The 25,142-nt window shown below is 64.3% G+C and carries 23 protein-coding genes; 16 read left to right on the forward strand and 7 right to left on the reverse strand.

The annotated features are described in order from the left end of the window. Nucleotides 1–74 precede the first annotated feature (74 nt). Nucleotides 75–530 carry a hypothetical protein gene (locus VGN62_RS00885; protein ID WP_327450235.1) on the forward strand — a complete coding sequence of 152 codons (456 nt, stop codon included), beginning with the start codon at nucleotides 75–77 and terminating at the stop codon, nucleotides 528–530. 4 nt (nucleotides 531–534) lie between these two features. On the opposite strand, the gene VGN62_RS00890 is transcribed toward VGN62_RS00885, so the two are convergent. Both VGN62_RS00890 and VGN62_RS00895 read right to left on the reverse strand, forming a co-directional pair. Further along, nucleotides 535–930 (reverse strand): hypothetical protein, encoded by a 396-nt coding sequence (locus tag VGN62_RS00890; protein WP_327450237.1) that lies wholly within the window; start codon nucleotides 928–930, stop codon nucleotides 535–537. After that, a complete protein-coding gene (locus VGN62_RS00895) occupies nucleotides 927–1,064 on the reverse strand; it encodes a hypothetical protein (protein ID WP_327450239.1) in 138 nt (45 codons plus the stop codon). The genes VGN62_RS00890 and VGN62_RS00895 overlap by 4 nt, the downstream gene beginning before the upstream one ends. Before the next feature lie 9 nt (nucleotides 1,065–1,073). Here VGN62_RS00895 and VGN62_RS00900 point away from each other — a divergent pair, with 9 nt between their 5' ends. Next, nucleotides 1,074–2,597 (forward strand): BCCT family transporter, encoded by a 1,524-nt coding sequence (locus VGN62_RS00900; protein ID WP_327450241.1) that lies wholly within the window; start codon nucleotides 1,074–1,076, stop codon nucleotides 2,595–2,597. Nucleotides 2,598–2,613: 16 nt separating this feature from the next. Here VGN62_RS00900 and VGN62_RS00905 read toward each other — a convergent pair whose 3' ends face one another. After that, nucleotides 2,614–4,689, reverse strand: coding sequence for a M13 family metallopeptidase (locus VGN62_RS00905; RefSeq protein ID WP_327450243.1), 2,076 nt, complete (start codon nucleotides 4,687–4,689; stop codon nucleotides 2,614–2,616). 238 nt (nucleotides 4,690–4,927) lie between these two features. Here VGN62_RS00905 and VGN62_RS00910 point away from each other — a divergent pair, with 238 nt between their 5' ends. The 5 genes from VGN62_RS00910 (at nucleotide 4,928) to VGN62_RS00930 (ending at nucleotide 13,373) form a co-directional block, all read left to right on the forward strand. Further along, nucleotides 4,928–6,250, forward strand: a complete 1,323-nt coding sequence (locus VGN62_RS00910) for a porin family protein (protein WP_327450245.1) — start codon at nucleotides 4,928–4,930, stop codon at nucleotides 6,248–6,250. Between the two features lie 397 nt (nucleotides 6,251–6,647). Then, nucleotides 6,648–8,948 carry a transferrin-binding protein-like solute binding protein gene (locus tag VGN62_RS00915; RefSeq protein WP_327450247.1) on the forward strand — a complete coding sequence of 767 codons (2,301 nt, stop codon included), beginning with the start codon at nucleotides 6,648–6,650 and terminating at the stop codon, nucleotides 8,946–8,948. A 108-nt stretch (nucleotides 8,949–9,056) separates the two neighbouring features. Beyond that, entirely contained in the window at nucleotides 9,057–11,948 is a 2,892-nt protein-coding gene (uvrA, locus tag VGN62_RS00920; protein ID WP_327450249.1) for an excinuclease ABC subunit UvrA, read from the forward strand. A 92-nt stretch (nucleotides 11,949–12,040) separates the two neighbouring features. Further along, nucleotides 12,041–12,778 (forward strand): hypothetical protein, encoded by a 738-nt coding sequence (locus VGN62_RS00925; protein ID WP_327450251.1) that lies wholly within the window; start codon nucleotides 12,041–12,043, stop codon nucleotides 12,776–12,778. 130 nt (nucleotides 12,779–12,908) lie between these two features. Continuing rightward, entirely contained in the window at nucleotides 12,909–13,373 is a 465-nt protein-coding gene (locus VGN62_RS00930) for a nuclear transport factor 2 family protein (RefSeq protein WP_327450253.1), read from the forward strand. 1 nt (nucleotide 13,374) lies between these two features. Here the strand turns inward: VGN62_RS00930 and VGN62_RS00935 are convergent, their stop codons facing one another. The 3 genes from VGN62_RS00935 to VGN62_RS00945 form a co-directional block, all read right to left on the reverse strand. After that, nucleotides 13,375–13,923: a hypothetical protein gene (locus tag VGN62_RS00935; protein ID WP_327450255.1), complete on the reverse strand. Its 549-nt coding sequence runs from the start codon at nucleotides 13,921–13,923 to the stop codon at nucleotides 13,375–13,377. 143 nt (nucleotides 13,924–14,066) lie between these two features. Further along, entirely contained in the window at nucleotides 14,067–14,375 is a 309-nt protein-coding gene (locus VGN62_RS00940) for a putative quinol monooxygenase (protein ID WP_327450258.1), read from the reverse strand. Continuing rightward, entirely contained in the window at nucleotides 14,372–15,175 is an 804-nt protein-coding gene (locus tag VGN62_RS00945; RefSeq protein WP_327450260.1) for a HEPN domain-containing protein, read from the reverse strand. Before VGN62_RS00945 ends, VGN62_RS00940 begins: the two co-directional genes overlap by 4 nt. Before the next feature lie 238 nt (nucleotides 15,176–15,413). Here VGN62_RS00945 and VGN62_RS00950 point away from each other — a divergent pair, with 238 nt between their 5' ends. The 7 genes from VGN62_RS00950 (at nucleotide 15,414) to VGN62_RS00980 (ending at nucleotide 21,924) form a co-directional block, all read left to right on the forward strand. Next, nucleotides 15,414–16,463, forward strand: coding sequence for a substrate-binding domain-containing protein (locus VGN62_RS00950; RefSeq protein WP_327450262.1), 1,050 nt, complete (start codon nucleotides 15,414–15,416; stop codon nucleotides 16,461–16,463). A gap of 81 nt (nucleotides 16,464–16,544) precedes the next feature. Further along, nucleotides 16,545–17,921 (forward strand): phosphate ABC transporter permease subunit PstC, encoded by a 1,377-nt coding sequence (gene pstC / locus VGN62_RS00955; protein WP_327450264.1) that lies wholly within the window; start codon nucleotides 16,545–16,547, stop codon nucleotides 17,919–17,921. After that, a complete protein-coding gene (gene pstA, locus VGN62_RS00960) occupies nucleotides 17,914–19,170 on the forward strand; it encodes a phosphate ABC transporter permease PstA (protein WP_327450266.1) in 1,257 nt (418 codons plus the stop codon). Before pstC ends, pstA begins: the two co-directional genes overlap by 8 nt. Nucleotides 19,171–19,175: 5 nt before the next feature. Beyond that, nucleotides 19,176–19,958, forward strand: a complete 783-nt coding sequence (pstB, locus tag VGN62_RS00965; protein WP_327450268.1) for a phosphate ABC transporter ATP-binding protein PstB — start codon at nucleotides 19,176–19,178, stop codon at nucleotides 19,956–19,958. 25 nt (nucleotides 19,959–19,983) lie between these two features. Further along, entirely contained in the window at nucleotides 19,984–20,703 is a 720-nt protein-coding gene (gene phoU / locus VGN62_RS00970) for a phosphate signaling complex protein PhoU (RefSeq protein WP_327450270.1), read from the forward strand. Further along, on the forward strand, nucleotides 20,703–21,401 hold the full coding sequence (gene phoB / locus VGN62_RS00975; protein ID WP_327450272.1) for a phosphate regulon transcriptional regulator PhoB: 699 nt from the start codon (nucleotides 20,703–20,705) through the stop codon (nucleotides 21,399–21,401). The genes phoU and phoB overlap by 1 nt, the downstream gene beginning before the upstream one ends. 193 nt (nucleotides 21,402–21,594) lie before the next feature. Next, complete coding sequence (locus tag VGN62_RS00980; protein ID WP_327450274.1) at nucleotides 21,595–21,924, forward strand: DMT family transporter; 330 nt, start codon at nucleotides 21,595–21,597, stop codon at nucleotides 21,922–21,924. Between the two features lie 24 nt (nucleotides 21,925–21,948). On the opposite strand, the gene VGN62_RS00985 is transcribed toward VGN62_RS00980, so the two are convergent. Beyond that, on the reverse strand, nucleotides 21,949–23,310 hold the full coding sequence (locus VGN62_RS00985; protein WP_327450276.1) for an OprO/OprP family phosphate-selective porin: 1,362 nt from the start codon (nucleotides 23,308–23,310) through the stop codon (nucleotides 21,949–21,951). Between the two features lie 202 nt (nucleotides 23,311–23,512). On the opposite strand from VGN62_RS00985, the gene VGN62_RS00990 reads away from it, so the two are divergent. Together VGN62_RS00990 and VGN62_RS00995 are read left to right on the forward strand one after the other, a co-directional pair. After that, on the forward strand, nucleotides 23,513–24,415 hold the full coding sequence (locus VGN62_RS00990; RefSeq protein ID WP_327450279.1) for an SDR family oxidoreductase: 903 nt from the start codon (nucleotides 23,513–23,515) through the stop codon (nucleotides 24,413–24,415). Between the two features lie 62 nt (nucleotides 24,416–24,477). After that, a complete protein-coding gene (locus VGN62_RS00995; protein WP_327450281.1) occupies nucleotides 24,478–25,134 on the forward strand; it encodes a DUF4328 domain-containing protein in 657 nt (218 codons plus the stop codon). Nucleotides 25,135–25,142 lie beyond the last annotated feature (8 nt).

Here is a 25,142-nt window from a genome sequence, read left to right on the forward strand (position 1 = left end):
AACATGGCGTGGGGCTTGCACTGCGCGCACAGACGTGAGCAGATTGACTGGTGGCGAAGAAATTATCTTTCGCCGTGAGTCGGCATAGAGGCGCGCGGCTGGTGCGCTGGTCGCTGCTGGCGCTCGCAGGCGCTGCCGGCGGGATTGCACTTGGCGACATGGCGGCGGGATCGCGAATGGGCCGCGGACCGGGCGAGCCCGCATCCTATTCGCACCTCAGCGCCAATCCCGGCGCACTGACCGCGCGAGGCGGAGACGCTGCTCCCTGCCCCGATTGCGCGGACAGCTATGGCGTCGCGATGCGACTGCGCGCAAGCCGCAACGACCGGATGAGCGACGAATTCCGCGAACTCGGTACGGTCGAGGGCGACGCGTCGCCATCATATGACATGCGTGACGATTATCGCTACGGCGGACGCTTTCCCGACCCCGAGCCGCAGGTGGCAGCGGCAAGCGACGGCCCTCGGATCATTACATGGGCGGGCGAAAACGCACCGACCGACGAAATGGCAGCCGTACCGGCGAATTGACGCCTTAATGCGGCGGCGTTGCCGGAGCAGCGCAACGCGTCGTGTCGCCCGCCTTGCACGCGGCGACATCGGCTTCCCATTTCATCCGTTCTTCGGCGGACATCGCGGCAACACGGGCCTTTTCCGCCTCATAGGCGGCGGTTTCCTCGGTAAACACCTGCTGGTCGTGTGCGACCTGCTGCTGCGCGGCCGATACTTCCTGCGCATAGGTCGTGTTGTCGGCTTTGGCGCGCGCGGCCTGTTCGGCGTTGAGCCGCGCCGTATTCGAGCGCTCTTCGGCGGTCGTACCGTCCTTGGTGGGCTTTTGCGCGGTCGCCGTTGCGGCCGGCGTCTGAAAGGCCATCGCCTGCCCCGACGCGACCAGCGCGAAAGCGGCGGCGGCCAAAATTGTCCTGGTCATCGAAGCATCTCCTTCAATCCATCCTTCTGCCGGTCCAACGCTTTGCGCAACCGGCCCGTTCCCGGCCGCGAATTGACCTCGTCCGGGGCAACCGCCATGCTGGTCGTCCACACCATGTCCGATTGGCCGATCATTTGCCAGCCTTGCCGACGCACCCTCTCAATCGTCCGGTCTTTTTCACGCCGCTCGCCGTGCTTCTCGCCGCCGTTGCCCTCAGCCTGTGGCAGGGGAACGCGGTCGTCGCGGTCGAAACGGCGATCAACGACTGGATCCTGCTCCATTTCTCGCCACTCTTTGCCTGGGCTGGAATCGGCTTTCTTGCCTTGCTCGCGGGGATCGCACTCTCCCCGCTCGGTGGGCGGATCATCGGCGGGACAGAGGCGCAGCCGATACTGACGCGCTGGCGCTGGTTCGCGGTGACGCTTTGCACAACGATCGCCACCGGCATCCTCTTCTGGGGCGCCGCCGAGCCGCTGTTTCACCTCAACGATCCGCCCGCGATGCTCGGACTCGAACCGGGCAGCGACGCCGCGGCAACCTTCGCCATGTCGACGATGTTCCTGCACTGGACCCTGACGCCCTATGCCATCTACACCGTTGCCGGGCTCGCCCTTGCGCTCGTCTATTACAACCGCCGCGAACCCTTCAGCCTGTCGTCGCTGTTCGTCCCCCTCCTTGGTCAGCGCGCGCACGGCCCGGTCGGGACGGGCATCGACATCATTTGCCTATATGCGCTCGTAGCGGGGATGGCGGCTTCGCTCGGCGCCGGTCTGCTCGCGCTCGCCGGCGGGATCGAAGGGATCGGCGGCTTTCAGGGCGGGACGGCGCTACGCTGGGCGATCGCAGCAACCATCGTCGCGAGCTTCCTGATTTCGGCGGCGACGGGCCTCCAGAAGGGTATCGCAGGGCTTTCGGTTCTCAACACCTGGCTATTCTTCGCAATCATCGCCTTTGTGCTGATCGCGGGGCCGACGGTAGAGATGTTCGGCCTCTCGCTGCGCGGCACCGCCGACTATTTCCAGACCTTTGTGCCGCGCAACCTGGGGCTCGACGTCGATACCGGCTGGCACCGGCAATGGACGATCTTCAACTGGGCCAACTGGTTCGCCTGGGCGCCCGTGACCGCCTTGTTCCTCGGCCGCCTCGCGGTCGGCTACAGCGTCCGCGCCTTCATCCTCTACAACCTCATCCTGCCGTCGCTGTTCGGCGCCGTGTGGATGACCGCAATTGCGGGCGCAACAATCGCGCTCGACCAGCAAAGCGGTGCCGGCCTCTATGCCATCCTGACCGCGCAAGGCCCCGATCCGGTGCTGTTCCGCCTGTTCAGCGCTTTGGGCGGCGGACCGGGGGTCGCGGCGATCGTGCTGTTCGCCATCTTCCTCTCCTATGTCGCGGGCGCCGACGCCAACGTCTCGGCGATGAGCGCGCTATCGACGCGCGGCATCTCGCCCGACGCGCCCGAAGCGCCGCTCTGGGTTCAGGCAGTCTGGGGAGTCACGGTGGGGCTCGTCGCGCTGGTACTCGTCGCGGGCGGCGGCATCGACGGCATCCGCATGATGTCGGTGCTCGGCGGCTTCCCCGCGCTGTTCGTCATCGTCGGCGCGGGGCTGTCGCTCGCCGCGATGGCGGTACGGGGACGGCACGAAGCCGCCCCCGCCCAATCCTGAGAAAGGGGTCTCAGGACTACCAGATCCTGGTGCGCTCCTCGGGCTTCAGATAATATTTGGCGCCCGCGGCGACGCTGAACGCCTTGTACCACGCATCGACGTTGCGCACAGGTCCGATAATGCGCCAGCGCGCCGGGCTGTGCGGGTCGCTCGCAACCTGCTGCTTGATCGCGTCCTCGCGCTGCTTGGTCCGCCAGGCCTGCGCAAAGGCAAGGAAGAAACGCTGGTCGCCGGTCAGTCCGTCGATCACCGGCGCGGGTTTGCCGCCCAGCGACCGGCGATAGGCGTCATAGGCGACCTCGAGCCCGGCTAGGTCGGCGATATTCTCGCCCATCGTCAGGTCGGGATTGATGAACGACCCCGGCGCCGCCTCATAAGTCGCATATTGCGCGCCGAACGCCTTGGCCTGCGCGTCGAAGCGCGCGGCATCCTCGGGCGTCCACCAGTCGCGCACCGCACCTTCGGCGTCGATCTTGCGGCCCTGATCGTCGAAGCCATGCGTGATCTCGTGGCCGATGACCGCACCGATCGCGCCATAGTTGACCGCATCGTCGACGCTCTTGCTGAAATAGGGCGCCTGCAGGATACCCGCGGGGAACACGATCTTGTTCTCGAGGCCGCCGTTATAGGCGTTCACTTCCTGCGGGTTCATCGACCATTTCTTGCGATCGACGGGCTTGTTCAGGTCCGACAGCGCATAGGCATATTCGAACGCCGCGCTGCGCTTCACATTGCCGTAGAGGTCGGCCGGGTCGATCTTCAGCCCCGAATAATCGCGCCACTTGTCGGGATAGCCGACCATCACGTCCATCTTCGCGAGCTTGGCCAGCGCCGCATCCTTCGTCGCCGGCGCCATCCAGCTATTGCCCCGAATGCGGTCGCCCATCGCCAGTTTCAGGTTGGCAACGAGCACCTCCATCTTCGCCTTCGCGCTCGCGGGGAAATATTGCTTCGAATAGGTTTCGCCCACGAGTTCGCCGAGGCTGCCGTCGACGAGCGTCAGGCCGCGTTTCCAGCGCGGGCGCAGTTCGCCCACCCCGCTCAGCGCTTTCGTATATTCGAAGCGGCTGTCGACGAACGCCTTCGACAGATAGGGCGCGGCATTATCGGCGACATGGAATTGCTGCCACAGCTTGATCGTGTCGAGCGGCGTCTTGGCATAAAGCGCGGCAATGTCGCGCACCGCAGTCTTTTCGTTGACGATGATGCGCTTCTGCGGCGCGATACCGGCTCCCGCGAACCACGCCTTCCAGTCGAGCCCCGGCGCATAGGCGGCGAGCTCGTCCGACGACATCGGATTGTTGATCTTGCCGATGTCGCGGCGGTCGGCGATCGCCCAGCTGACCTTGGCGATTTCGGTCTCGAACGCCATGATCGCATCGGCTGCCTTTTCGGGGTCGGCGTTGCCCGCCATCTTCATCGTCCGCGCGATATAGGCGCGGTATGCGTCGCGCTGCGGCTTGAAGCTGTCGTTGAGGTAATAGTCGCGCTCGGGCAGGCCGATCCCCGCCTGTCCCAGCCAAAGGACGTTGACCGTCGGATCGGCGGTGTCGGCATAGGGGCCGCCGCTGACGATCGTCGAACCGAAGGCCCCCTGCGTGCCGCCCATGAAGCGCGCCATTTCGCTCTTGTCCTTGATCGCGGCGACCGCGCCGAGGTCGGCAAGCAACGGCTTGGCGGCGAGCGTTTCGACGCGCGCCTCATCCATGAAGCTCTGGTAGAGTCCGCCGACCTGGCTCGTAGCGGGAGCGCCCGACACGACGGCGCGCAGCTGGCGCTGGGTCAGGTTATAGACGTCGTAATCGACCCCCGCCGACGCCTGGTCGGCCGGAATCTCGGTGCGCGCGAACCAGCCGCCATTGGCATATTTGTCGAAATCGTCGCCCGGTTTCACCGACGGATCGCGCGCATCGAGGTCGACACCCCATTTACCGAAGGTCAGCGCCTTCAGCGACCCGGCCTCGGCGCCGCCTCCCGCCTCGTCGGCGGCCGCGGCCAAGGGCGCGGATAGCGTCGTTTCGCTGGCGAGCACGGGTACGGCAAGCGCCGCGGCGATCGCAAGGCCTGCGGCCCCTGCAAAAAAAGTCTTCATTCCCCAGTCTCCTCACATTCCGCGCACCGTCCCCGACGGGATCGCGGCCATATTCGAATTGTCTGCCCGGGGCACGAGACGGTCAAGCGAAGGCGCGGACATTGGTCGACGGGAATCCCGCTTTGGTAGATTTGTCCGGTGCGGATCGGGGAAGATATTGACGCCGAATACTTATATGCCGATGGCGCGAGTACGGCAGCAGCCGTGTTCGCTGGGGGGCAAAACAATAAAGATTTGGATGTCGGCGGTATTGGCGACCGCAACCTTTGGCAGCCTTCCCGGCCATGCTCAGGAAAATGCGACAGACGCGGCACCGCAACCGGTTCGCGTTTCGGCCGAGCAGCTCTTCGCCTTCGCGGACCAGGCGCGTGCGGCACGCGATTTCGCGGCCGCGGAAACCGCCTATCGCGCGCTTGCGGGCAATCCCGACATCGAGCTTCGCACCGAAGCGCGCTTCCGGCTCGCGATGATGCTCGCCGACGACCTTGGAAGGCACCGTGACGCGGCGGTGCTGTTTCGCGAGATCCTCGACGAAAAGCCCGGCGCCGCGCGTGTCCGCGTCGAACTCGCCCGTATGCAGGCGATGCTCGGCGACCTGCGCGCGGCCGAACGCGAATTGCGCTCCGCGCAGGCAGCCGGCCTGCCCCCCGAGGTCGAACAGCAGATCCGCTTTTATGCCGCCGCGCTCCGCGCGCAGAAACCCTTTGGCGGGTCGGTCGCGATCGCCTTCGCTCCGGATAGCAATATCAACCGGGCGACGCGGTCGGACACGCTTGGTACGATCATCGGGGACTTCACGCTCGACGAGGATGCGAAGGCGCGGTCCGGGCTGGGTCTCGCGCTGCGTGGACAGGCCTATTTCCGCACCGGCATCGACAAGCGCGCGCAATTGCTTGTCCGTGCATCGACCTATGCCAATCTCTATCGCGCCGAGCAGTTCGACGACATCGCGCTCTCGATCCAGGCGGGTCCCGAATATGCGTCGGGAAGGGACCGGATCAACATATCGGGCGAAGCGACGTGGCGCTGGTACGGGCTCGATCCCTACAGCTTCTCCGCAGGCGTCGGGGCGACCTGGCAGCATCCGATGGGCGACAAGGCGCTCTTGCGCGTCGACGGCCGGGTTTCCGACGTCGACAATCGCCGCAACGCGCTGCAGGATGCAACGAACCTCCAGCTCGCCGCTTCCTATGATCGCGCCTTTTCGCCGAAGTTCGGCGGCGGCCTCCAGCTCAGCGGCAATCGCGAGGCGGCTCGCGATCCCGGGTATTCGACGACCTCGGGCGGCCTCACCGCTTATCTCTTCCGCGAGTTGGGGCAAACGACGCTGACCGTCAGCGCGGGCTATAGCCGGCTCGAAGCCGATCGGCGGCTCTTTCTCTATCCGCGCCGGCGCGTCGACGACCGGCTGCAAGCTTCGGTCGGCGGCCATTTCCGCTTTCTCAAGATCGGCAGCTTCGCGCCAACAGTGAAAGTCGGTTGGGAAAAGAACAGATCGACCGTTGAGATTTGGGATTATTCCCGTATCAGTGCTGAATTCGGCATAACGTCCGCTTTCTAAAGCATATATTGCCGGGAAAAATGGAACAGGGGGGCCTGATCAAATGAAAAACCGCTTCGCGGCAGCTGCGTCGTCGCTTGTTCTGGCTTTTGCGCTGTCCGCATGCGGCGGCGGTGGAGGCGGCGGCGTCAACAGCACGCCCACGCCTCCGACCCCAACGCCCACTCCTACCCCCACCCCGACGCCGACGCCGACTCCTACGCCTACGCCCACACCAACTCCGACCCCTACGCCCACACCGACACCAACACCTACCCCCACGCCGACGCCGGCGCCTACCGGGAGCAATCCCGACCTCATCGCTCCACTGGTCAGCGAAACATTTGCGAACCGCGCGGCAACCGCTTCGGCAAGCTTCCCGCTGTCGGGCGATCCGCCAACGGCTTCGGCCGGCCCTGTGACGGCAAGCATCGTCTATGACGCGACCACCCAAGGCTATACGCTTACCGTCAATGGACGATCACAGACATTCCTCCCGGCCAATATCGATCCGGGACAGAGCAATGCGACCATAACTGTCTATCTCAAGACGAGCGGATCGACCACAGACAGCCTGACGCTGACCAATGCCGGCACGTCGGGCCAGCTGACCTATCAGTATGTCGGCAGCGCTTTCTGGCAGCGCACGATCAACGGTTCGACCAGCATTTCGGGCAATATCGACGCATTGACCTATGGCGCGCTGACCGCCGCGAATGCCGTGCCGCGAGCGGGCCAGGCCCATTATCAGCTGGGACTCCTCGGCGCTCTTTCGCTGTCGGGCGGGGTCACCAGCGTATCGGGCGATGGGGCGATGCAAGTCGACTTCGCGTCGGGACGCCTCGCGGCCGATGTCCGGCTGGCCAATTCGGGCGGCAGTTGGCAAGGCACGGGAACGGTGGCGTCGACCGGGAACGGTTTTTCCGGAAACTTCGCGAGCTTCATGTCATCCAACCAATATGCCGGACAATTCGCCGGGCATTTTTTCGGCCCCAACGCCGAGGAAGCGGGAGCAGCCTTCCACGGACGTTCGCCGGGCGACGGCAGTGTTTTTGTCGGAACCATCATGGGCCGGAAGGCCGCCGTTGGCGGCAACGCAAGCTTCGACACGCTTTCGAAACCGGAATTTTTCTCGATCGGAACGAACCGCATCGCGTTCGATCGTACCGGGGACAATAGTGCGCCGGCCAATGTGTCTGCAGGCGAATCCGCGTTGGTGATCGGCTACAATCCGCATCCCAACCCGAACGAGAACATCCTCAACTTCTTTCTTCCCGAAAATGTTTTTCGTCGGCGGACGTCGGCCGATCAGTCTGGCGTGGTCGGAGGCGGCTCCGGCGGCTATGCCGGACTCGGTCCGCTATTGAAGACATCGAGCGGGTGGCTCCAGTACAACAATACGGCGCCGCTCAAATATATGGCGGCGGGCCGCTTCGTCACCGTCAACGGCGACCGCTACGTCTACGACGATTTTGTTTTCGGTTTCCCGACGTCGCGATCCGCTCTTCCCGGGGGAATGGCGGGCTACCAGCTCAACCTCGCCGGGACGCTGCTCAATTCCACCGAGTCGCCCAGACCTCTCACCGGCCAGGGACGGCTCGCGATCGATTTCGCGACCGGTCAGTTGTCGGCGAAAGGCGACGTACGAAACGTCGACAACTTCTTCGAAGTTTACGGCACGTTCAATGCCAGCGGGCAGCTTGCAGCATCGTCGAGTAGCTTCGCCGGCGATTTCAGCGTCACCGGCCCGGCGAATTACAACGGCGCGTGGAACGGCGGCTTTTTCGGACCGGCGGGCGAGGAAGTCGGCGCCCGGTTCGGCGCGTCCGCCTCCAACGGCAATGTCATGAGCGGAACGCTCTACGGCAAGCGCGACGACAGTGTCATCGCAGGCACCACGCCGCTCGCCAACCTTACGGAAAAAACCGCGCTGCTGGGCAAGGCGAGCTTCGTCGAGGAGATCGACGGCAGCCCGCCCTATGTCTACGGCGAAGCCGTTCGCGGAATTGACATCACATATGATCCGGCGTCGGGCGACTATATTTTCAAGTCGATCGATCCGGGCCTTCGCGGATCGATCGACACGGCCTTTGCGGGGACCGAACTTGTCCCAACGGACAGCAATGCCGATTTCGCGGCCTATCGCAGCGCAGACGGACAGCGCGAGGCGCGGATCATGCGTTTTTCGGGCAGCGGCCGTCAGCTCCAGCTTTCGTACAGCAGTTTTGCGAGCGTCACGTTGAAGCGCTCCGACGGACGCGGCGGCACACTCACCAACCGCTATTTTATTCCGTTCGGCAGCGCCACATCCTCCGCGCAAATGCCGCGGTCGGGCTCGGCGAGCTATAGCGGGCTTGCGTTCGGCAAGGGCTATGTCAGCGGGATCGGCCCACTCGCGAACATCAGCGGCACCATACGCTCCAGCGTCGATTTCGGCACGTTCAACATGGAAACGCTCGTCAACCTGCTCGCGACCGATCCCAACGGCATCGCCACGAACCGTCAGCTCGGCGAATATCTGATGAAATCCTTTGTATCGGGGAACGCTTTCTCAGGCGGGCGCCTGCACACGGACTACAGCTACATGATCAACGGCAACTTCTACGGTCCCGATGCCGCCGAACTGGGAGGGGTCTTCACCCTGTCGAAAGACGGCCCGCAGGGCCAGATACGCGGCGATTTCGATATCAGCGGCGGGTTCGTCGGCAAGAAGGACTGAGTTCCCGCAAAGGCGCGGCTATTGCAACCTTTCGCGTCGCATCCCATTTAACGGGCGTGCGATGCGCCCCCTTGCGCCCCTAGAACAAATCTGGAACAAACCTCTCCCATGAGTCTCACCCACATTAAAGTGCGCGGCGCGCGCGAGCATAATCTCAAGGGCGTCGACGTCGACCTGCCGCGCGACGCGCTGATCGTCATCACCGGCCTGTCGGGCAGCGGCAAATCGTCGCTCGCCTTCGACACCATTTATGCCGAGGGGCAGCGGCGCTATGTCGAGAGCCTGTCGGCGTACGCGCGCCAGTTCCTCGAGATGATGCAGAAGCCCGACGTCGAACATATCGATGGGTTGTCGCCGGCGATCAGCATCGAGCAGAAGACGACGAGCCGGAACCCGCGCTCGACCGTCGCGACGGTGACCGAGATCTACGACTATATGCGCCTCTTGTGGGCGCGCGTCGGCATCCCCTATTCGCCGGCGACGGGCGAGCCGATTTCGGCGCAGACGGTCAGCCAGATGGTCGACCGCGTGATGGAATTGCCCGAGGGGACGCGCGCTTACCTCCTCGCTCCCGTCGTGCGCGGGCGCAAGGGCGAGTATAAGAAGGAACTCGCGCAGTGGCAGAAGGACGGCTTCACGCGCGTCCGCATCGACGGCGAATTCTACGAGATCGGCGACGCGCCGGCGCTCGACAAGAAATACAAGCATGACATCGAGGTCGTCGTCGACCGCGTTGCCGTACGCGAAGGGCTCGAAACGCGACTTGCGGACAGCTTCGAGACCGCGCTCAAGCTCGCCGAGGGACTCGCTTATGTCGACCTCGCCGACAGTCCCGTACCGGGGCGCGAGGGAGAGGACACGGGCGGCGCGATGAAGGGCGCGGGCATTCCCGCGAACCGGCTGATCTTCTCGGAAAAATTCGCCTGTCCCGTGTCGGGCTTTACCATCGCCGAGATCGAACCGCGGCTGTTCAGCTTCAACGCGCCGCAGGGCGCCTGCCCCGCGTGCGACGGGCTCGGCGAACGGCAGGAGTTCGACCCCGACCTCGTCGTCCCCAACCATGCGCTCAGCCTGAAAAAGGGCGCGATCGTGCCGTGGGCGAAATCGAACCCGCCCTCGCCTTATTATATGCAAGTGCTCGAAAGCCTCGGCAAAGCCTATGGTTTCGACCTGACGACGCCCTGGCAGGACCTGCCCGGCGAGGTGCAGCTGATCATCCTCTACGGCAGCGGCGGCAAGCCCGTCGAACTGACCTTCAAGGACGGCAAGCGCACTTACACGACGCACAAGGCGTTCGAGGGCGTCATCGGCAACCTCAACCGCCGCCTGCTCCAGACCGAAAGCGCGTGGATGCGCGAGGAGCTGAGCAAATATCAGGCGCCGCATCCGTGCGAGACGTGCCATGGCGCGCGCCTCCGCCCCGAACCGCTTGCGGTGAAGATCGCGGGCGAGGACATCAGCATGTCGGCGCAGCGCTCGGTGGCGGACGCCCTCAATTGGTTCAGCACGCTCGATGAAAAGCTCAACGACACGCAGAAGCAGATCGCCAAGGCGATCCTGAAAGAGATCAACGAGCGTCTTGGCTTCCTCAACAATGTCGGGCTCGATTATCTCAACCTCAACCGCACCAGCGGCACCTTGTCGGGCGGCGAAAGCCAGCGCATCCGCCTCGCCTCGCAGATCGGCAGCGGCCTGTCGGGCGTGCTCTACGTGCTCGACGAACCGAGCATCGGCCTCCACCAGCGCGACAACGACCGGCTGCTCGCGACATTGAAGCGCCTCCGCGACCTCGGCAACACGGTGATCGTCGTCGAGCATGACGAGGATGCGATCCGCCACGCCGACTATGTCGTCGACATGGGCCCCGGCGCGGGGCTGCACGGCGGCGAGATCGTCGCCGAGGGCACACTCGATCAGGTGCTTGCGAACACGAAGAGCCTGACCGCCGCCTACCTCACCGGCGCGAAGAAGATCGAGGTCCCGAAGCATCGCCGCAAGGGCAACGGCTTCGATCTCGTGCTCAAGGGCGCGCGCGCGAACAACCTGCAGAATGTCACCGCGAAAATCCCGCTCGGTACCTTCACCTGCGTCACCGGCCTGTCGGGATCGGGCAAGTCGAGCCTCATCATCGACACGCTCTATGCCAGCGCGGCGCGCGTGCTCAACGGCGCGCGCATGGTCGCGGGGCCGCACGACAGCCTCAAAGGGCTGGAGCATTGCGACAAGGTCATCGACATCGACCAGTCGCCGATCGGCCGCACCCCGCGCTCGAACCCCGCGACGTACACGGGCGCGTTCACGATCATCCGCGACTGGTTCGCGGGCCTCCCCGAAAGCCAGGCGCGCGGGTACAAGCCCGGGCGTTTCAGCTTCAACGTCAAGGGCGGGCGCTGCGAGACCTGCACCGGCGACGGGCTGATCAAGATCGAGATGCACTTCCTGCCCGACGTCTATGTGACGTGCGAGACGTGCCACGGCAAACGCTACAACCGCGAAACGCTCGAGGTGAAGTTCAAGGGCCACAGCATCGCCGACGTGCTCGACATGACGGTCGAGGATGCCGCGGAATTCTTCAAGGCGGTGCCCGCGATCCGCGACAAGATGGCGATGCTGGTGCGCGTGGGCCTCGGCTATATCAAGGTGGGGCAGCAGGCGACGACGCTGTCGGGGGGCGAGGCGCAGCGCGTCAAGCTCGCCAAGGAATTGTCGCGCCGCTCGACCGGGCAGACGCTTTACATCCTCGACGAGCCGACCACCGGCCTCCATTTCGAGGATGTGCGAAAGCTGCTCGAAGTGCTGCAGGCGCTCGTCGACCAGGGCAATAGCGTCGTGGTGATCGAGCATAACCTCGACGTCATCAAGACCGCCGATTACATCCTCGACCTCGGCCCCGAAGGCGGGGTCAAGGGCGGTGAAATCGTCGCCGCGGGGACGCCCGAGCAAGTGGTGAAGGAGAAGCGCAGCTTCACCGGCCAGTATCTGGCGCCATTGTTGAAGTAATTGCCGCGCCGCCTCTTGCGGACCCGATTGACAAGGCACTGACAGCCTTGCAAGTAACTTCCGGCCGCACTCTGCGGCTTGGGGGAAAATGGATGAATTACCTGAGGGGCGCGGCCGCTTTTGCGGCCTCTTTTACCATGCTTTCGATTTCGGTGCAGGCGCAGGAAGCCGCGACACCCGCCGCCGAGCCCGCTGCGGCGGCCGAAACCGCTGCCGCGCCCGCCGCGGTGCCGGCGGTTGTCGCACCCGCGGTTGCCGTCGCGGCGCCCGCACCCGGCCTGATGCTGCCCTCCTATACCGAAGTGATCCTGACGCCCGATGCCGAGGCGAACAGCAAGAAATTGCGCGAGGGCCATACGGTGCCGATGCACACCGTCTTCGACGTGATGCACAATGGCGTCGTCGTGATCCCGAAGGGCACGCGCGGCATGGGCACGGTGACGTGGCGCACCGGCAAGGGCGCGTTCGGCAAGTCGGCGAAGATGGAGGTCACCTTCAACGAACTGACCTTGCCCAACGGCCACCGCCTGCCGCTGGCGGGGATGCACCGGCAGGAAGGCGAAGGAAACACCGGCGCCGCGGTCGGGGCGGCGATCGCGGTCGGCGTCTTCGGCGCCTTCGTCACCGGCAAGTCGGCGATCATCCCGGTCGGCCAGCATCTGATGGCGCGGACGAACGAGCCGCTCGCCTATGTCATTCCGGCGGGGGCGGTGGTCATCCCGACCGCACAGCTCGCACCCGCAGCGCCCGCCGCGGTGCTGACGCCTGCCGCCGCCACGGCCGCACCCGCAGCCGAGCCCGCCGCAACAGCCACGCCCACCGGCGGCTGACCGGACAGCAAAGGCGAGACCGACAGGAGGCCCCGGGCTTCGGTTCGGGGCCTTCCCTTTTTCCGCCGCTGGAGAAGCGCCGCACAAAAGGCTAGGCTGCGCGCCCGACAGGTGGGCGGGAGTTCCAGCGATGCCATTCAACCTTGCCGCGTTCATGCAGTTCATCGCGTTCGCGCCGTTGGCCGCCACGCCTGCGCCGCCCATCGCGCCGGCCGACCCCGTACCCGCGCGGCCGCTGCCGCCGATCGACCCGTCGCCCGAGCAGGCGCTCCAGGCCTATGTGCGCGGGCTGCGCAGCGGCGACCTTGCCGAACTCGAGCGCCTCTTCCTTCCCGAAGGACAATTCTGCACCTTGTCCGAAGCGCCGCCCGCCACCGCCGCGTGCCGCCCCTTCGCCGAAGTCCTGCCCGGCTGGGTCGCGGCGCCCGACCCGACAGCAGCGGGCCGGGTGGTCGAGCGCGTCGATGCGACGCCGAGGATGAGCGCGATCACCTATGAACTCCGCTTCGGCGGCGACCGCTATATCGACCAGTTGCTGCTCTATCGCACCGATGCCGGGTGGCGCGTCGTCGCCAAGACCACCGCCGTGCGATAGGTCAGTGCCACACCGCCGAGAGCGGGTAGAGCGCGATCAGCCAGACGAGGCACGCGCAGGCGATGCGCCGGTCCTTCGCCGCGATCGCGAGCAGCGCGACGGGGAAGAAGCTCCATGTGATCACGATGTTGCGCGCGTCGAGCGCGGGGAATTTCGCGAGCGCGGCGACGGTCGCGAGCAGCGCGATATTGCACAGCAGGATGCCGCCGAGCACCTTGCGATACTGCTGGTCGAAATGCGCATTGAGGTCGTCCCACGCCTCGGGATCGTCGGGAAAGACGAGGCTCGCCGCGATGAAATAGATGGCGGTGACGAGGAAGCCGCCGAACAGCACCGGCCAGCTCAGCGGCAACAGGTCGCGCATCCACCAGCCGTACATCCAGAAGGTCACGACATCGCCCGACACGAACAGGCCGAGCAGCGCGGTCGGCCAGCCGATCCGCACCTTGTGGCTCGCCTTCATCGCCTTCGCGAGCCCGCCGAGCCCCTCGGCGAGCGCGAGGCCGAGGATCAGCCCGAACAGCGAAAAGATGAATTCGAACCCGCTCATATGCCCCCCCCGCACATCCACACTTCGTCACCCCGGACTTGATCCGGGGTCCCTCTACACCGGCGCGAATGGATGCCGGATCAAGTCCGGCATGACGAGCGAAAAATCGACCGCACGCATCGATCGGAACGGATTGGAAGCCCCTACCCCATCAGCTTCGCGGTGACGTCCTCCGCCGCATGGATGCGGATCACCGGCGGCGCGGGCGACAGCGCGCGCATATCGGCGACGAAGGCGCGCGAGGCGGGCAGCGCAAAATGGGCGCGGACCGCATCGACGCTCTCCCACTCCTCGACGAACATCAGCCGGTCGGGGTTTTCAACATCGATATGGCAATTATGCGCCAGACACCCCGGCTCGGCCCGCGACCGCGCGCTATGTTCGGCACCGAGCGCGATCATGCGCTCGCGATGCTCGGGGCTGAGGATGACGTGGCCGGTGATGAGGATCATTCGGTATCTCTAACTACCTCTTCGACACCAGCGGGGCGCATTGAAGCCAGATGTCTCGAGAACGCTTTCATTGCGTCAAAAACCTCTCTGGCCTCCTCTTCCGTGTAGGTCGCCTTCGGATGCATTGTCTCGTTGCGCCAGGCTTGTTTTACATGATATAGATTTGCATGGACCTGCGACCAGTTGTTTTTTTCGGCCCCCTTGGGCATTGATTCAATTTTCTTGTTTATTTCGCTCAACAAGATACCCCAATCCCGCTCCACGTTTTTGACGCCCAGATCTTCTCCAAGCTCACGAACCGCCACTTCCATGGCACGCATGAGATGGAATACCGAAGCTGTATAACGACCTGTTGCGAAACATTTTCCTGCCTCCGAGATGTCATTTGCGGCCTTTGGAATACGAGCTTCAACTTCACGTCCAAAAAGGGGTTCGTCCGAACCATAAAACTTCGCAGATCCAGGATTCAGACAATAGAACTCAACATCATTTATCTCTAGAATCATTACACTTCTTATTTGGCCCGTCAGCTCAGCAAGTCTGTTATAATCTACTGGGTCCTTTCTCGACCTCATATCCCTGACAGCCAACTCCGCAGATTTAGAAGTGACCTTTGCGCCCATCGCCGCGGCGTTCTTTGCCAGATTGGAATATTGAGATGCGATATGGCGCCTATCTTTCGCAGGAAGCTTATCTGCCCCATCCCATTTTTTATCTTTTTTCCATTCTGTTATGAGAACCTCAATGCGTTCAATCTGAGCCACCGTCCAAAATATATGCGATGCTAGAACCTTCTGCATGCCCCCTCCCAAAGACTGTTTAGTCGGTCACTCTAGCCTTAAGTATCAAAACTTCCAACGTCAGGCTGCAGCAGCTCGATTCTTGGTATCAATTGAATTTCCCGCAACGACGTGCAGCATGACACTTCCATGACACTCCCTGTCACAAACACGTCACACAAAACCCCCAAATGGCCCTCAGCGAGTCGCCGCGGGGGTGGCGGCTTGGTTCGGTAACGACCCCCGACAGGATCATTCCATGTTGCAGAAATTTGCCCTTATCGCTGGTGTGGCGACGTGCGCGCTGGCGCTTTCCGCGTGCCAGGATCAGGCGTCTTCGGGCGGCGGCGCGCGCGATTATATCAGCGCGGTCGGCTCCTCGACCGTCTATCCCTTTGCCACCGCGGTCGGCGAGAAGTTCGCCGAAGCGACGGGCAACAAGACGCCGAAGATCGACAGCACCGGCACCGGCGGCGGTTTCGAACGCTTCTGCTCGGGCGTCGGCGGCGACACCCCCGACATCGCGAACGCTTCGCGCCGCATCAAGAAGAAGGAATTCGACACCTGCGCGAAGAATGGCGTGAAGGACATCGTCGAAGTCCAGATCGGCATCGACGGCATCGCATTGGGCGAAGCGCAGCGTGGCCCCGGCTTCAAGCTGTCGGAAGAAGATGTCTACAAGGCGCTCGCTGCCAACCCCTATGGCAAGCCGAACACCGCGAAGACGTGGAAGGACGTGAACCCCGCGCTTCCGGCGGTCGCGATCTCGGTCTTTGGCCCGCCGTCGACGAGCGGCACTTACGATGCGTTCAAGGAGCTGATCCTCGGCAAGGGCTGCGACGCCAATGCGGAGATGAAGGCGCTGAAGGACAGCGACAAGGAAAAGCACGAAGCGACCTGCACCACGCTGCGCGGCGCGCCCTATTATGTCGAGCAGGGCGAGAATGATAACCTCATCATCTCGAAGCTCGACAAGAACCCGACGAGCCTCGGCATCTTCGGTTTCAGCTACCTCGATGCCAACAAGGACAAGATCAAGGCGGTCCCGGTGCAGGGCGTCGCCCCGACCTATGCCGCGATCGCCGACGGCAGCTACCCCGGCTCGCGCCCGCTGTTCATCTATATCAAGAAGGCGCATGTCGGCGTCGTCCCCGGCCTCGCCGAATATGTCGCCGAGTTCCTGAAGGGCGCGGGCGACGGCGGTTACCTCAACGCCAAGGGGCTGATCGTGTCGCCGAAGGCGATCGCCGACCTCGCGGCGTCGAACGGCAAGGCGATGACCGCGCTGAACGGCGCCGAGCTCAAGTAAGTTTCCTCCCGCTAGCGGCCGGGGCGGGTTCGCCCTTCCCGGCCGCCGCTTTTTCGACTTTCTGAGGACGGACATAGCGACGTGACCTTCAACGCCGCCGCCCTTTTGCTTTTGATCGCAGGCTTGGCCCTGATCGGCTGGCTTGCCGGCCGTGCGCGGTCGAACCTGCTCGCCGGCCGCGCCGGCGAAAAGCTCCATTCGCGCCCGCAATATCATGGCTGGTACGTCGCGCTGTGGCTCTTCGCCCCCGCGGCGCTGTTCCTCGCGGTCTGGTCGGCGGTCTCGCCCGCGCTGATCACCAACCAGGTGGTCGCGACCGAGGCGGCGCAGAGCCTGCCCGAATTCGGGTTCGAGCGCGGCGCGATCCTGTCCGACGCGCGCGCCGTCGCGCAGGGCAAGCAGGCCGCGGTGCGGCTGCCCGCCGCTGCGCCGCTCGTGAAGCCCTATGCCGACGCGAGCCACAAATATGCGTGGATCGGCATCGCCGCGATGCTCGCGCTGGCGCTGGCGGGCGGGCTATACGCCTTCACGCGCATCCGCCCCGATTTCCGCGCGCGCACGCGCGTCGAAAAGATCGTGATGCTGTTCCTGCTGCTCGCGTCGCTCGTCGCGATCCTCACGACCTTCGGCATCGTGCTCTCGCTGCTGTTTGAATCGATCCGCTTCTTCCGCCTCGTCTCGCCCGCCGAACTGCTCTTCGGCACCGAATGGGCGCCGACGAGCGGCGCGCCGCAGCCCGACACCTTTGGCGGCATCCCGCTCTTCTGGGGCACGATCTTGATCGGTGCGATCATCGCGATGATCGTCGCGATCCCGATCGGGATGATGACCGCGGTCTATCTCACCCAATATGCCGCGCCGGCGGTGCGCAAATGGGTGAAGCCTTTGCTCGAGATCCTCGCGGGCGTGCCGACCGTCGTCTACGGCTATTTCGCCGCGCTGACGGTTGCTCCGGCGCTGCGCGAATTCGCGGTGATGCTCGGCATCCCGAACGCCTCGACCGAAAGCGCGCTCGCCGCGGGTATCGTGATGGGCGTGATGATCATCCCCTTCGTCTCCTCGATGGCCGACGACAGCATCAACGCGGTGCCGCAGGCGATGCGCGACGGATCGCTGGCGCTCGGTGCGACGCCGAACGAGACGATCCGTCAGGTGCTGATCCCCGCCGCGCTTCCGGGCGTGATGGGCGGCATATTGCTCGCGGTCAGCCGCGCAATCGGCGAAACGATGATCGTGGTGATGGCGGCGGGCCTCTCCGCCAACATGACCGCCAACCCCTTTGCCAGCGTCACCACGGTGACCGCGCAGATCGTGAAACTGCTCACCGGCGACCAGGAGTTCGACAGCGCGAAAACGCTCGCCGCCTTCGCGCTCGGCCTCGTCCTCTTCATCGTTACGCTGCTGCTCAACATCGTCGCGCTGCGCATCGTCAAAAAGTATCGTGAAGCTTATGAATAGGCAGACCGCCCCCACCGACTGGAAAGGCTCCGTGATGCAGACGCGCATCGCGAAGCGCTACGCCGCCGAACGCCGTTTCAAGCTGATGGGGCTGGGCGCGGTGCTGCTCTCGGGCGCCTTCCTCGCTTTCCTGCTCTTCGTGATGGTCGGCAACGGCGCGCGCGGCTTCATGTACACGCATGTCGAAGTGCCCGTCGATTTCAAGGCGATGCCGCTGACGATCGACAAGGCGCGCCTCGGCGACGCCGACGCCGATCAGGTGATCGCGAACGCGGGTCTATCCGACATCGTCGCCTTTGCCGCCGACGAGGCGCTGGGCGCCGACGGATCGAAGCTGATTTCCGAGAATGCCTGGAAAGAGGTGCGCAGCGCGATCAAGGACGACCCCGAATTGCTCAACGGCAAGACGGTATTCGAACTGCCCGCCGCGTCCGAAGTCGACATCGCCGCCAAGGAAGGCGCGAAGGGCGCGCTCGGCGCCAAGGTCGATGCGCTGGAGAAGGACGGCAAGCTGTCGACCGGCATCCACTGGCCCTTCTTCAAGAACGCCGACGCCACCGACCCCGCGGTCGCGGGCATCTGGGGGGCGCTCAAGGGATCGGTGCTGACGATCTTCATCGCCTTCCTGATCGCCTTCCCGACCGGGGTGCTGGCCGCTCTCTATCTCGAAGAATATGCGCCGAAGAACCGCTGGACCGACCTCATTGAAGTGTCGATCAACAACCTCGCCGCGGTGCCCTCGATCATCTTCGGCCTGCTCGCGCTCGCGGTGTTCATCAACTGGTTCGGCCTCTGCCAGGCGAGCCCGCTCGTCGGCGGCTTGACCCTCGCGCTGATGACGATGCCGGTGATCGTGATCGCCAGCCGCAACGCGATCAAATCGGTGCCGCCGTCGATCCGCGACGCCGCGCTGGGTGTCGGCGCGAGCCCCGTGCAGGTGGTGTTCCACCACGTCCTGCCGCTCGCCCTCCCCGGCATCCTCACCGGCACGATCATCGGCATGGCGCGCGCGCTGGGCGAGACCGCGCCGCTTCTCCTCGTCGGCATGCGCGCCTTTATCGGCGACGTTCCGGGCGGCATCTGCTCGCCCTCGACCGTGCTGCCGATGCAGATCTTCCTCTGGTCGGACGAAGTCGACCGGGGCTTTGTCGAGAAAACCTCCGCCGCGATCATCGTGCTGCTTATCGTGCTGCTGTCGATGAACGCCTTTGCGATCTATCTTCGCAACAAATTCGAAAAACGCTGGTGACCCCAATGACCCAAGACGATCTTACCATCGCCGATCCCAAGATGAAGGCGCACGGCGTCAACGTCTTCTATGGCGAGAAACAGGCGATCAACGACGTGTCGATCGACGTCGGCACCGACCTCGTCACCGCCTTCATCGGCCCGTCGGGCTGCGGCAAGTCGACCTTCCTGCGCTCGCTGAACCGGATGAACGATACGGTCGCGAGTGCGCGTGTGACCGGCAAGATCGAACTCGACGGTGAGGATATCTACGCGCCGTCGATGGACGTAGTGCAGCTGCGCGCGCGCGTTGGCATGGTGTTCCAGAAACCGAACCCCTTCCCCAAGTCGATCTATGACAATGTCGGTTACGGCCCGCGCATCCACGGCCTCGCGCCGTCGAAGGCCGACCTCGACGTCATCGTCGAGCGCGCGCTGGTGCGCGCCGGCCTGTGGGACGAGGTCAAGGACCGGCTGGGCGAAAGCGGCACCGCGCTGTCGGGCGGCCAGCAGCAGCGCCTGTGCATCGCGCGCGCGATCGCGGTCGACCCCGAAGTCATCCTGATGGACGAGCCCTGCTCGGCGCTCGACCCGATCGCGACCGCGAAAATCGAGGAGCTGATCCACGAGCTGCGCGGCAAATATGCGATCGTGATCGTCACGCACAATATGCAGCAGGCGGCCCGCGTGTCGCAGCGCACCGCCTTTTTCCACCTCGGAACGCTGGTAGAGTACGGCAAGACGACCGACATCTTCACCAACCCGAAGCAGGAACGCACCAAGGACTATATCACCGGCCGCTACGGTTGATCCGTAGCGCAACAGGACGACAACGATGGCACTAACGAACGATCATACGGTCAAGGCCTTCGACGAGGATCTGAACCGCCTCCGCGGGCTGATCAGCGAGATGGGCGGCCGCGCCGAACAGGCGCTGCTCCAGGCGATGACCGCGCTCAGCAAGGGCGACCTCGACCTCGCGGCGCAGGTCGTGCGCGACGACAAGAAGATCGACGCGCTCGAAGCCGAAGTCGAACAGCTCGCGGTCCAGACGATCGCGCTCCGCGCCCCGATGGCCGACGATCTGCGCGAGATGATCGCGGCATTGAAGATCGTCTCGGTCGTCGAGCGGATCGGCGACTATGCGAAGAATATCGCGAAACGCGTTGCGCTGATGGACCAGACGCGCTCGATCGAGGCGATCCCCCTCCTCATGTCGATGTCGAATATCGTTGTGGAATTGATCCACGACGCACTCGACAGCTTCGCCGCGCGCGACGCCGAACTCGCGGTAAGGGTGACCGTCCGCGACAAGAATGTCGACGATTTCTACAACAGCATCTTCCGCACGCTCGTCACCTTCATGATGGAAAATCCGAAATATATCTCGGAAAGCGCGCACCTGCTGTTCGTCGCGAAGAATCTCGAACGGATGGGCGACCATGCGACGAACATCGCCGAGATGGTCTATTATGTCGTGACCGGCGAACGGATGGAGGAACGCGAGCGCGGCGAACAGCCCGAAGATGGCGCCGCGGAGCAGGAGCAAGGCTGATGCCGCAGCCCGATTTGCTGCTGATCGAGGATGACGAGGCGATCGCCGAGCTCATCGTCTGGCATTTCGCACGCGAAGGCTTTTCGGTCCGCCAGACCCCCGACGGCGAGCAGGCGCTCGTCCTCGTCGAGGAACGCGTCCCCGATATCGTCCTGCTCGACTGGATGATCGAGAGCCTGCCCGGCATCGAGGTCTGCCGGCGCCTCCGCCGCAACCCCAAGTCGGCGAACGTCCCGATCATCATGCTCACCGCGCGCGGCGAGGAGGAGGACCGTATCCGCGGACTCGAAACCGGCGCCGACGATTATGTCACCAAGCCGTTCAGCCCGCGCGAACTCGTCGCGCGCGTCCAGGCCGTCCTCCGCCGCCTGCGCCCCGCGCTCGCGGGCGAGATGCTGACCTATGCCGACATCGAACTCGATTCGGTCGCGCACAAGGTCGTGCGGGGCAGCCAGACCGTCGCGATGGGTCCGACCGAATTCCGTCTGCTGCGCCATTTCATGGAGCATCCGGGCCGCGTTTTCTCGCGCGGGCAATTGCTCGACAGCGTGTGGGGCCAGGACAGCGACATCGAACTGCGGACCGTCGATGTCCATATCCGCCGCCTGCGCAAGGCGATCAACCTGCCGGGCACGAGCGACATCATCCGCACCGTGCGCTCGGCGGGATATGCGCTCGATGCGGGCAAGAGCGTCTGACGAAAATCCCGTCGAAGTTGAATTTCACCGGCAGGCCGGATAGGTCCGGCCTGCCGAGAATAGAGTAGCAGGCTGGTATCTCCTGCGCCCGCCCCCGCGGGTTCTTCTCCGCCACGGCGCCGACCAGCCCTTGCGGCGGGAGGCGCTGGAACGACAGCCGCCGCCCCGTCGCTCCCGACGACGGAGTACGCCCGTGCAATATATCTATCTTACCATCGCCATCGTTGCAGAGGTTATCGCGACCAGCTTCATGAAACAGTCGGAAGGCTTCACGAAGCTCGTCCCGTCGCTAGTCACCGCCGGCGGATATATCATCGCCTTCTATTTCCTGTCGCTGACGCTCAAAACCCTGCCCACGGGAATCGCCTACGCGATCTGGTCGGGCGTCGGGATCGTCCTGATCGCCGCCATCGCGTGGGTGTTCCAGGGGCAGAAGCTCGACACGCCCGCCATGGTCGGCATGGCGCTCATCATCGCAGGCGTGGTGGTGATGAACGGCTTTTCGAATAGCACCGCGCACTGATAGCTCGACGCAGTGGACGTCGGGTCAGAAATCGACCTGCGTGCGCAACCCGAAGGTATCGGCCGAATAGTTGCGATCGCCGTTCGCCGCCGCGACGCGCGCATCGTCGACCCAGACCTTGCCGTAATTGGCGGTGATCCGGATATAGTCGATCGGCGCCCAAACGAGGCCGATCAGTGCGGTCTTCTGTTGCCCGCCGACGATGCCCGCATCGTTGAGGTCGAGATAGTCGTAGCGCGCATTGACCTCGATCGCGCCGATCCCGCCGGCGTCGATCGGCTCCGACGGCTTCAGCCGGTCGAACGCACCATCCTTGTAGCCGCGCATGTCGCCGGGGGTCAGCACCATGCCGACCTCGGCATAACCGCCGAAGAAGGTCGGGTCGGCCGACGCACTGCGCTTGACCGTCTGCCAATAGGCTTCGCCCGCGGCGTGGAACGGCCCGGCGAGCACCGCGCCTTCGAGGCCAAGACCGCGCTCGCTCGAGATGTCGAGCAACCCGGTATCGACGAGCCGGACGTCGGTCGTGTGGACGAAGGGCCGCGCGCGGTAACGGTTCGTCGCCGCTGGGTCGTTCGGGTCGCGGTAGTGCGCCGACGCGCCGAGGTGAAGCTGCGTGTCGCCGAACTTGGGCATGAACACGACGCGGCCGTCGACGCTGAGGCTGTGGTTGCTGTCGGTCAGGTCGCGGGCGTTGTCACCGAACACCCCGCCCTGCACCAGCAGCGCCTTGCCCTTATATTGCGCTGACAGGCCGACGCGCCGTTCGAAGCCGAACGCCTGTGTAAAGGCCGCGCGCTCGGTAAAGCTGGTGAACAAGTCGCTCGTCATGTCGTCGAGCGACCAAAAGGGCTTGATCTGACCCGCGGTGACCGAAAACGGCCCGGTGCCATAGGTCATGTAGATATCGGTCAGTTCGACCTCGCTGTTCGCGATATCGGCCTCGACGCGATAGGAAAAGCCTCCCGGGATCTTGCCGTCGACGCCGAGATAGACGCGGCGGAACTCGGTCGCGGTGCCGCCGCGGATACCGGTGGCGCCCGCGGGGGCGTCGATGCCCGCCACGTCGAGCTGGATGCGCCCGCGCGGCTTGAAGCTCCAGCCGTCGGCGGTCTTGACCTCGGGCGCGCCCTTCCAGCTGATTTCGGTCGCTGGCTTGGCAGTGACCGACGGCGGTGCCGGCGTCGGCATCGGCGCTGATGCAGGCACCGGCTGCGCCGTGGCGGCGTCGAGCCGCGTTTCGAGCGTCTGCACCTTCGCCTTCAGCGCCGCAAGTTCGGCGCGGAGTTGCGCAGCCTCTTCGGCCGTCATCGCCTGTGCGCGTGCGGCGGTCGGCAGGCTGAACATCGACGTCGCCAGCAGGGCGGCGGTCAGGGCATGGCGCATGAGGGATTTGCTCCGTTGCGAAAGGTGACAAGCTCGGGGCGCTGCTATGACGCTTGCGTGACAGATGCACGTCATTTGCGTTACATTTTTGTTTCAACCGTCATTTTTTCACCCCCTTGCCAGCAAGGCGCGAACGGCTAAGGACGTTCCAGTTTTTTCGGGCAACCTTTCTTGCGAGGGCGGCCCTTTCCGGGAGACCATCATGACGATCAAATTTGACGGCCGCGTTGCTATTGTCACCGGCGCCGGCGGCGGCCTCGGCCGCGCCTATGCGCTCGAACTCGCGCGACGCGGCGCCAAGGTCGTCGTTAACGATCTCGGCGGATCGCGCGACGGCACCGGCCATTCGGACGCCGCATTGCAGGTCGTCGAGGAAATCCGCGCGGCGGGCGGCACCGCCATGTCGAACGGCGGCAGCGTCACCGAATATGACCAGATGGTGGAAATGGTTGCCAAGGCCAAGGAAGAATGGGGCGGCGTCCACGTCCTGATCAACAACGCCGGCATCCTGCGCGACAAGAGCTTCGCCAAGATGGAGCCTGCCGATTTCGATCTGGTGCTGAAGGTGCATGTCAGCGGCAGCGCCAACGTCACCAAGGCGTGCTGGGACCTGATGCGCGAACAGGCCTATGGCCGCATCCTGATGACCGCGTCGTCGACCGGCCTCTACGGCAATTTCGGGCAGGCCAATTATGGCGCGGCGAAGCTGGGCCTCGCGGGTCTGACCAAGACGCTGCACCTCGAAGGCGCGAAATATAATATCCGCTGCAACACGATCGCGCCGGTCGCCGGCACGCGCATGACCGAGGATATCTTCCCCGCCGAACTGTTCGAAAAGTTCACGCCCGAGAATGTCGTTCCGGCGGCGCTTTACCTCGTCAGCGAAGACGCCCCGACGAACATGATCGTCGGCGCGGGCGCGGGCGCGTTCCACGCCGCCTATGTGACGATGACCCCCGGCGTCGCGCTGCCCGAAGGCGAGCGCACGCCCGAAGGCGTCGCCGCGGCGTGGGAAAAGATCATCGACCGCAACGGCGAAACCGTCCCGCAGTCGGGCAGCGAGCAGTCGATGAACGTCATGAAAGCGTTGATGGCACTGGGCTGACCCTGATAGCATCACCCTGACGGGGACGCCGGGGCGGCGTCCCCGAAAAGGGGGAGCATATCATGGCGGAAATGGGCCTGGCCGAGGGCATCGATCTGTTGGGACAGCGGGCGAAGCTCGTGAAGATATTGCTGATCGCCGGATTCGTGGTGATCATGGCGACGCTGGCCGGACAAGTCGCCGAACTGCAAGGTGCCGTTTCGCTCGACGAGAGCGCAGAACTGACCGGCGCGGCGGCGCTCTATGCCGCCGTCGGGCTCACCGACGTCTTGCTCACGCTCGTCACGATCATCTTCTTCAGCATGTGGATCTATCGCGCGGCCGCAAATATCGTCGCCGCGGGGACCGTCGGCTTCGACTATACGCCCGGCTGGGCGGTCGGCTGGTTCTTCATCCCCATTGCCAACCTTTTCAAACCTTTTGCCGCGATGCGGCAAATCTGGAATGCCAGCCATGGCGGACAGGGCGACCAGCTCGAACAACCCGAAGGGCTGCTCGCGATATGGTGGGGTACCTGGCTTCTCTCGAACATCGCGTCGAACATCTCGGTCCGCCTCACCTTCAACCCCGCCTCGCCCGAAGAGCTCCAGACCGGCCTCCAGATCGGCATCTTTGCGGCACTGATCAGCCTTGCACTCTATCCCGCGGCGTATCGGCTCGTCGATCGCATCACGACCGCGCAGCGCGAGCGGCTAATCTCGGCGCAAATCTTCTCCTGACTTATTGT

The organism is Sphingopyxis sp. (assembly GCF_035998905.1).
Classification (GTDB): Bacteria; Pseudomonadota; Alphaproteobacteria; order Sphingomonadales; family Sphingomonadaceae; genus Sphingopyxis.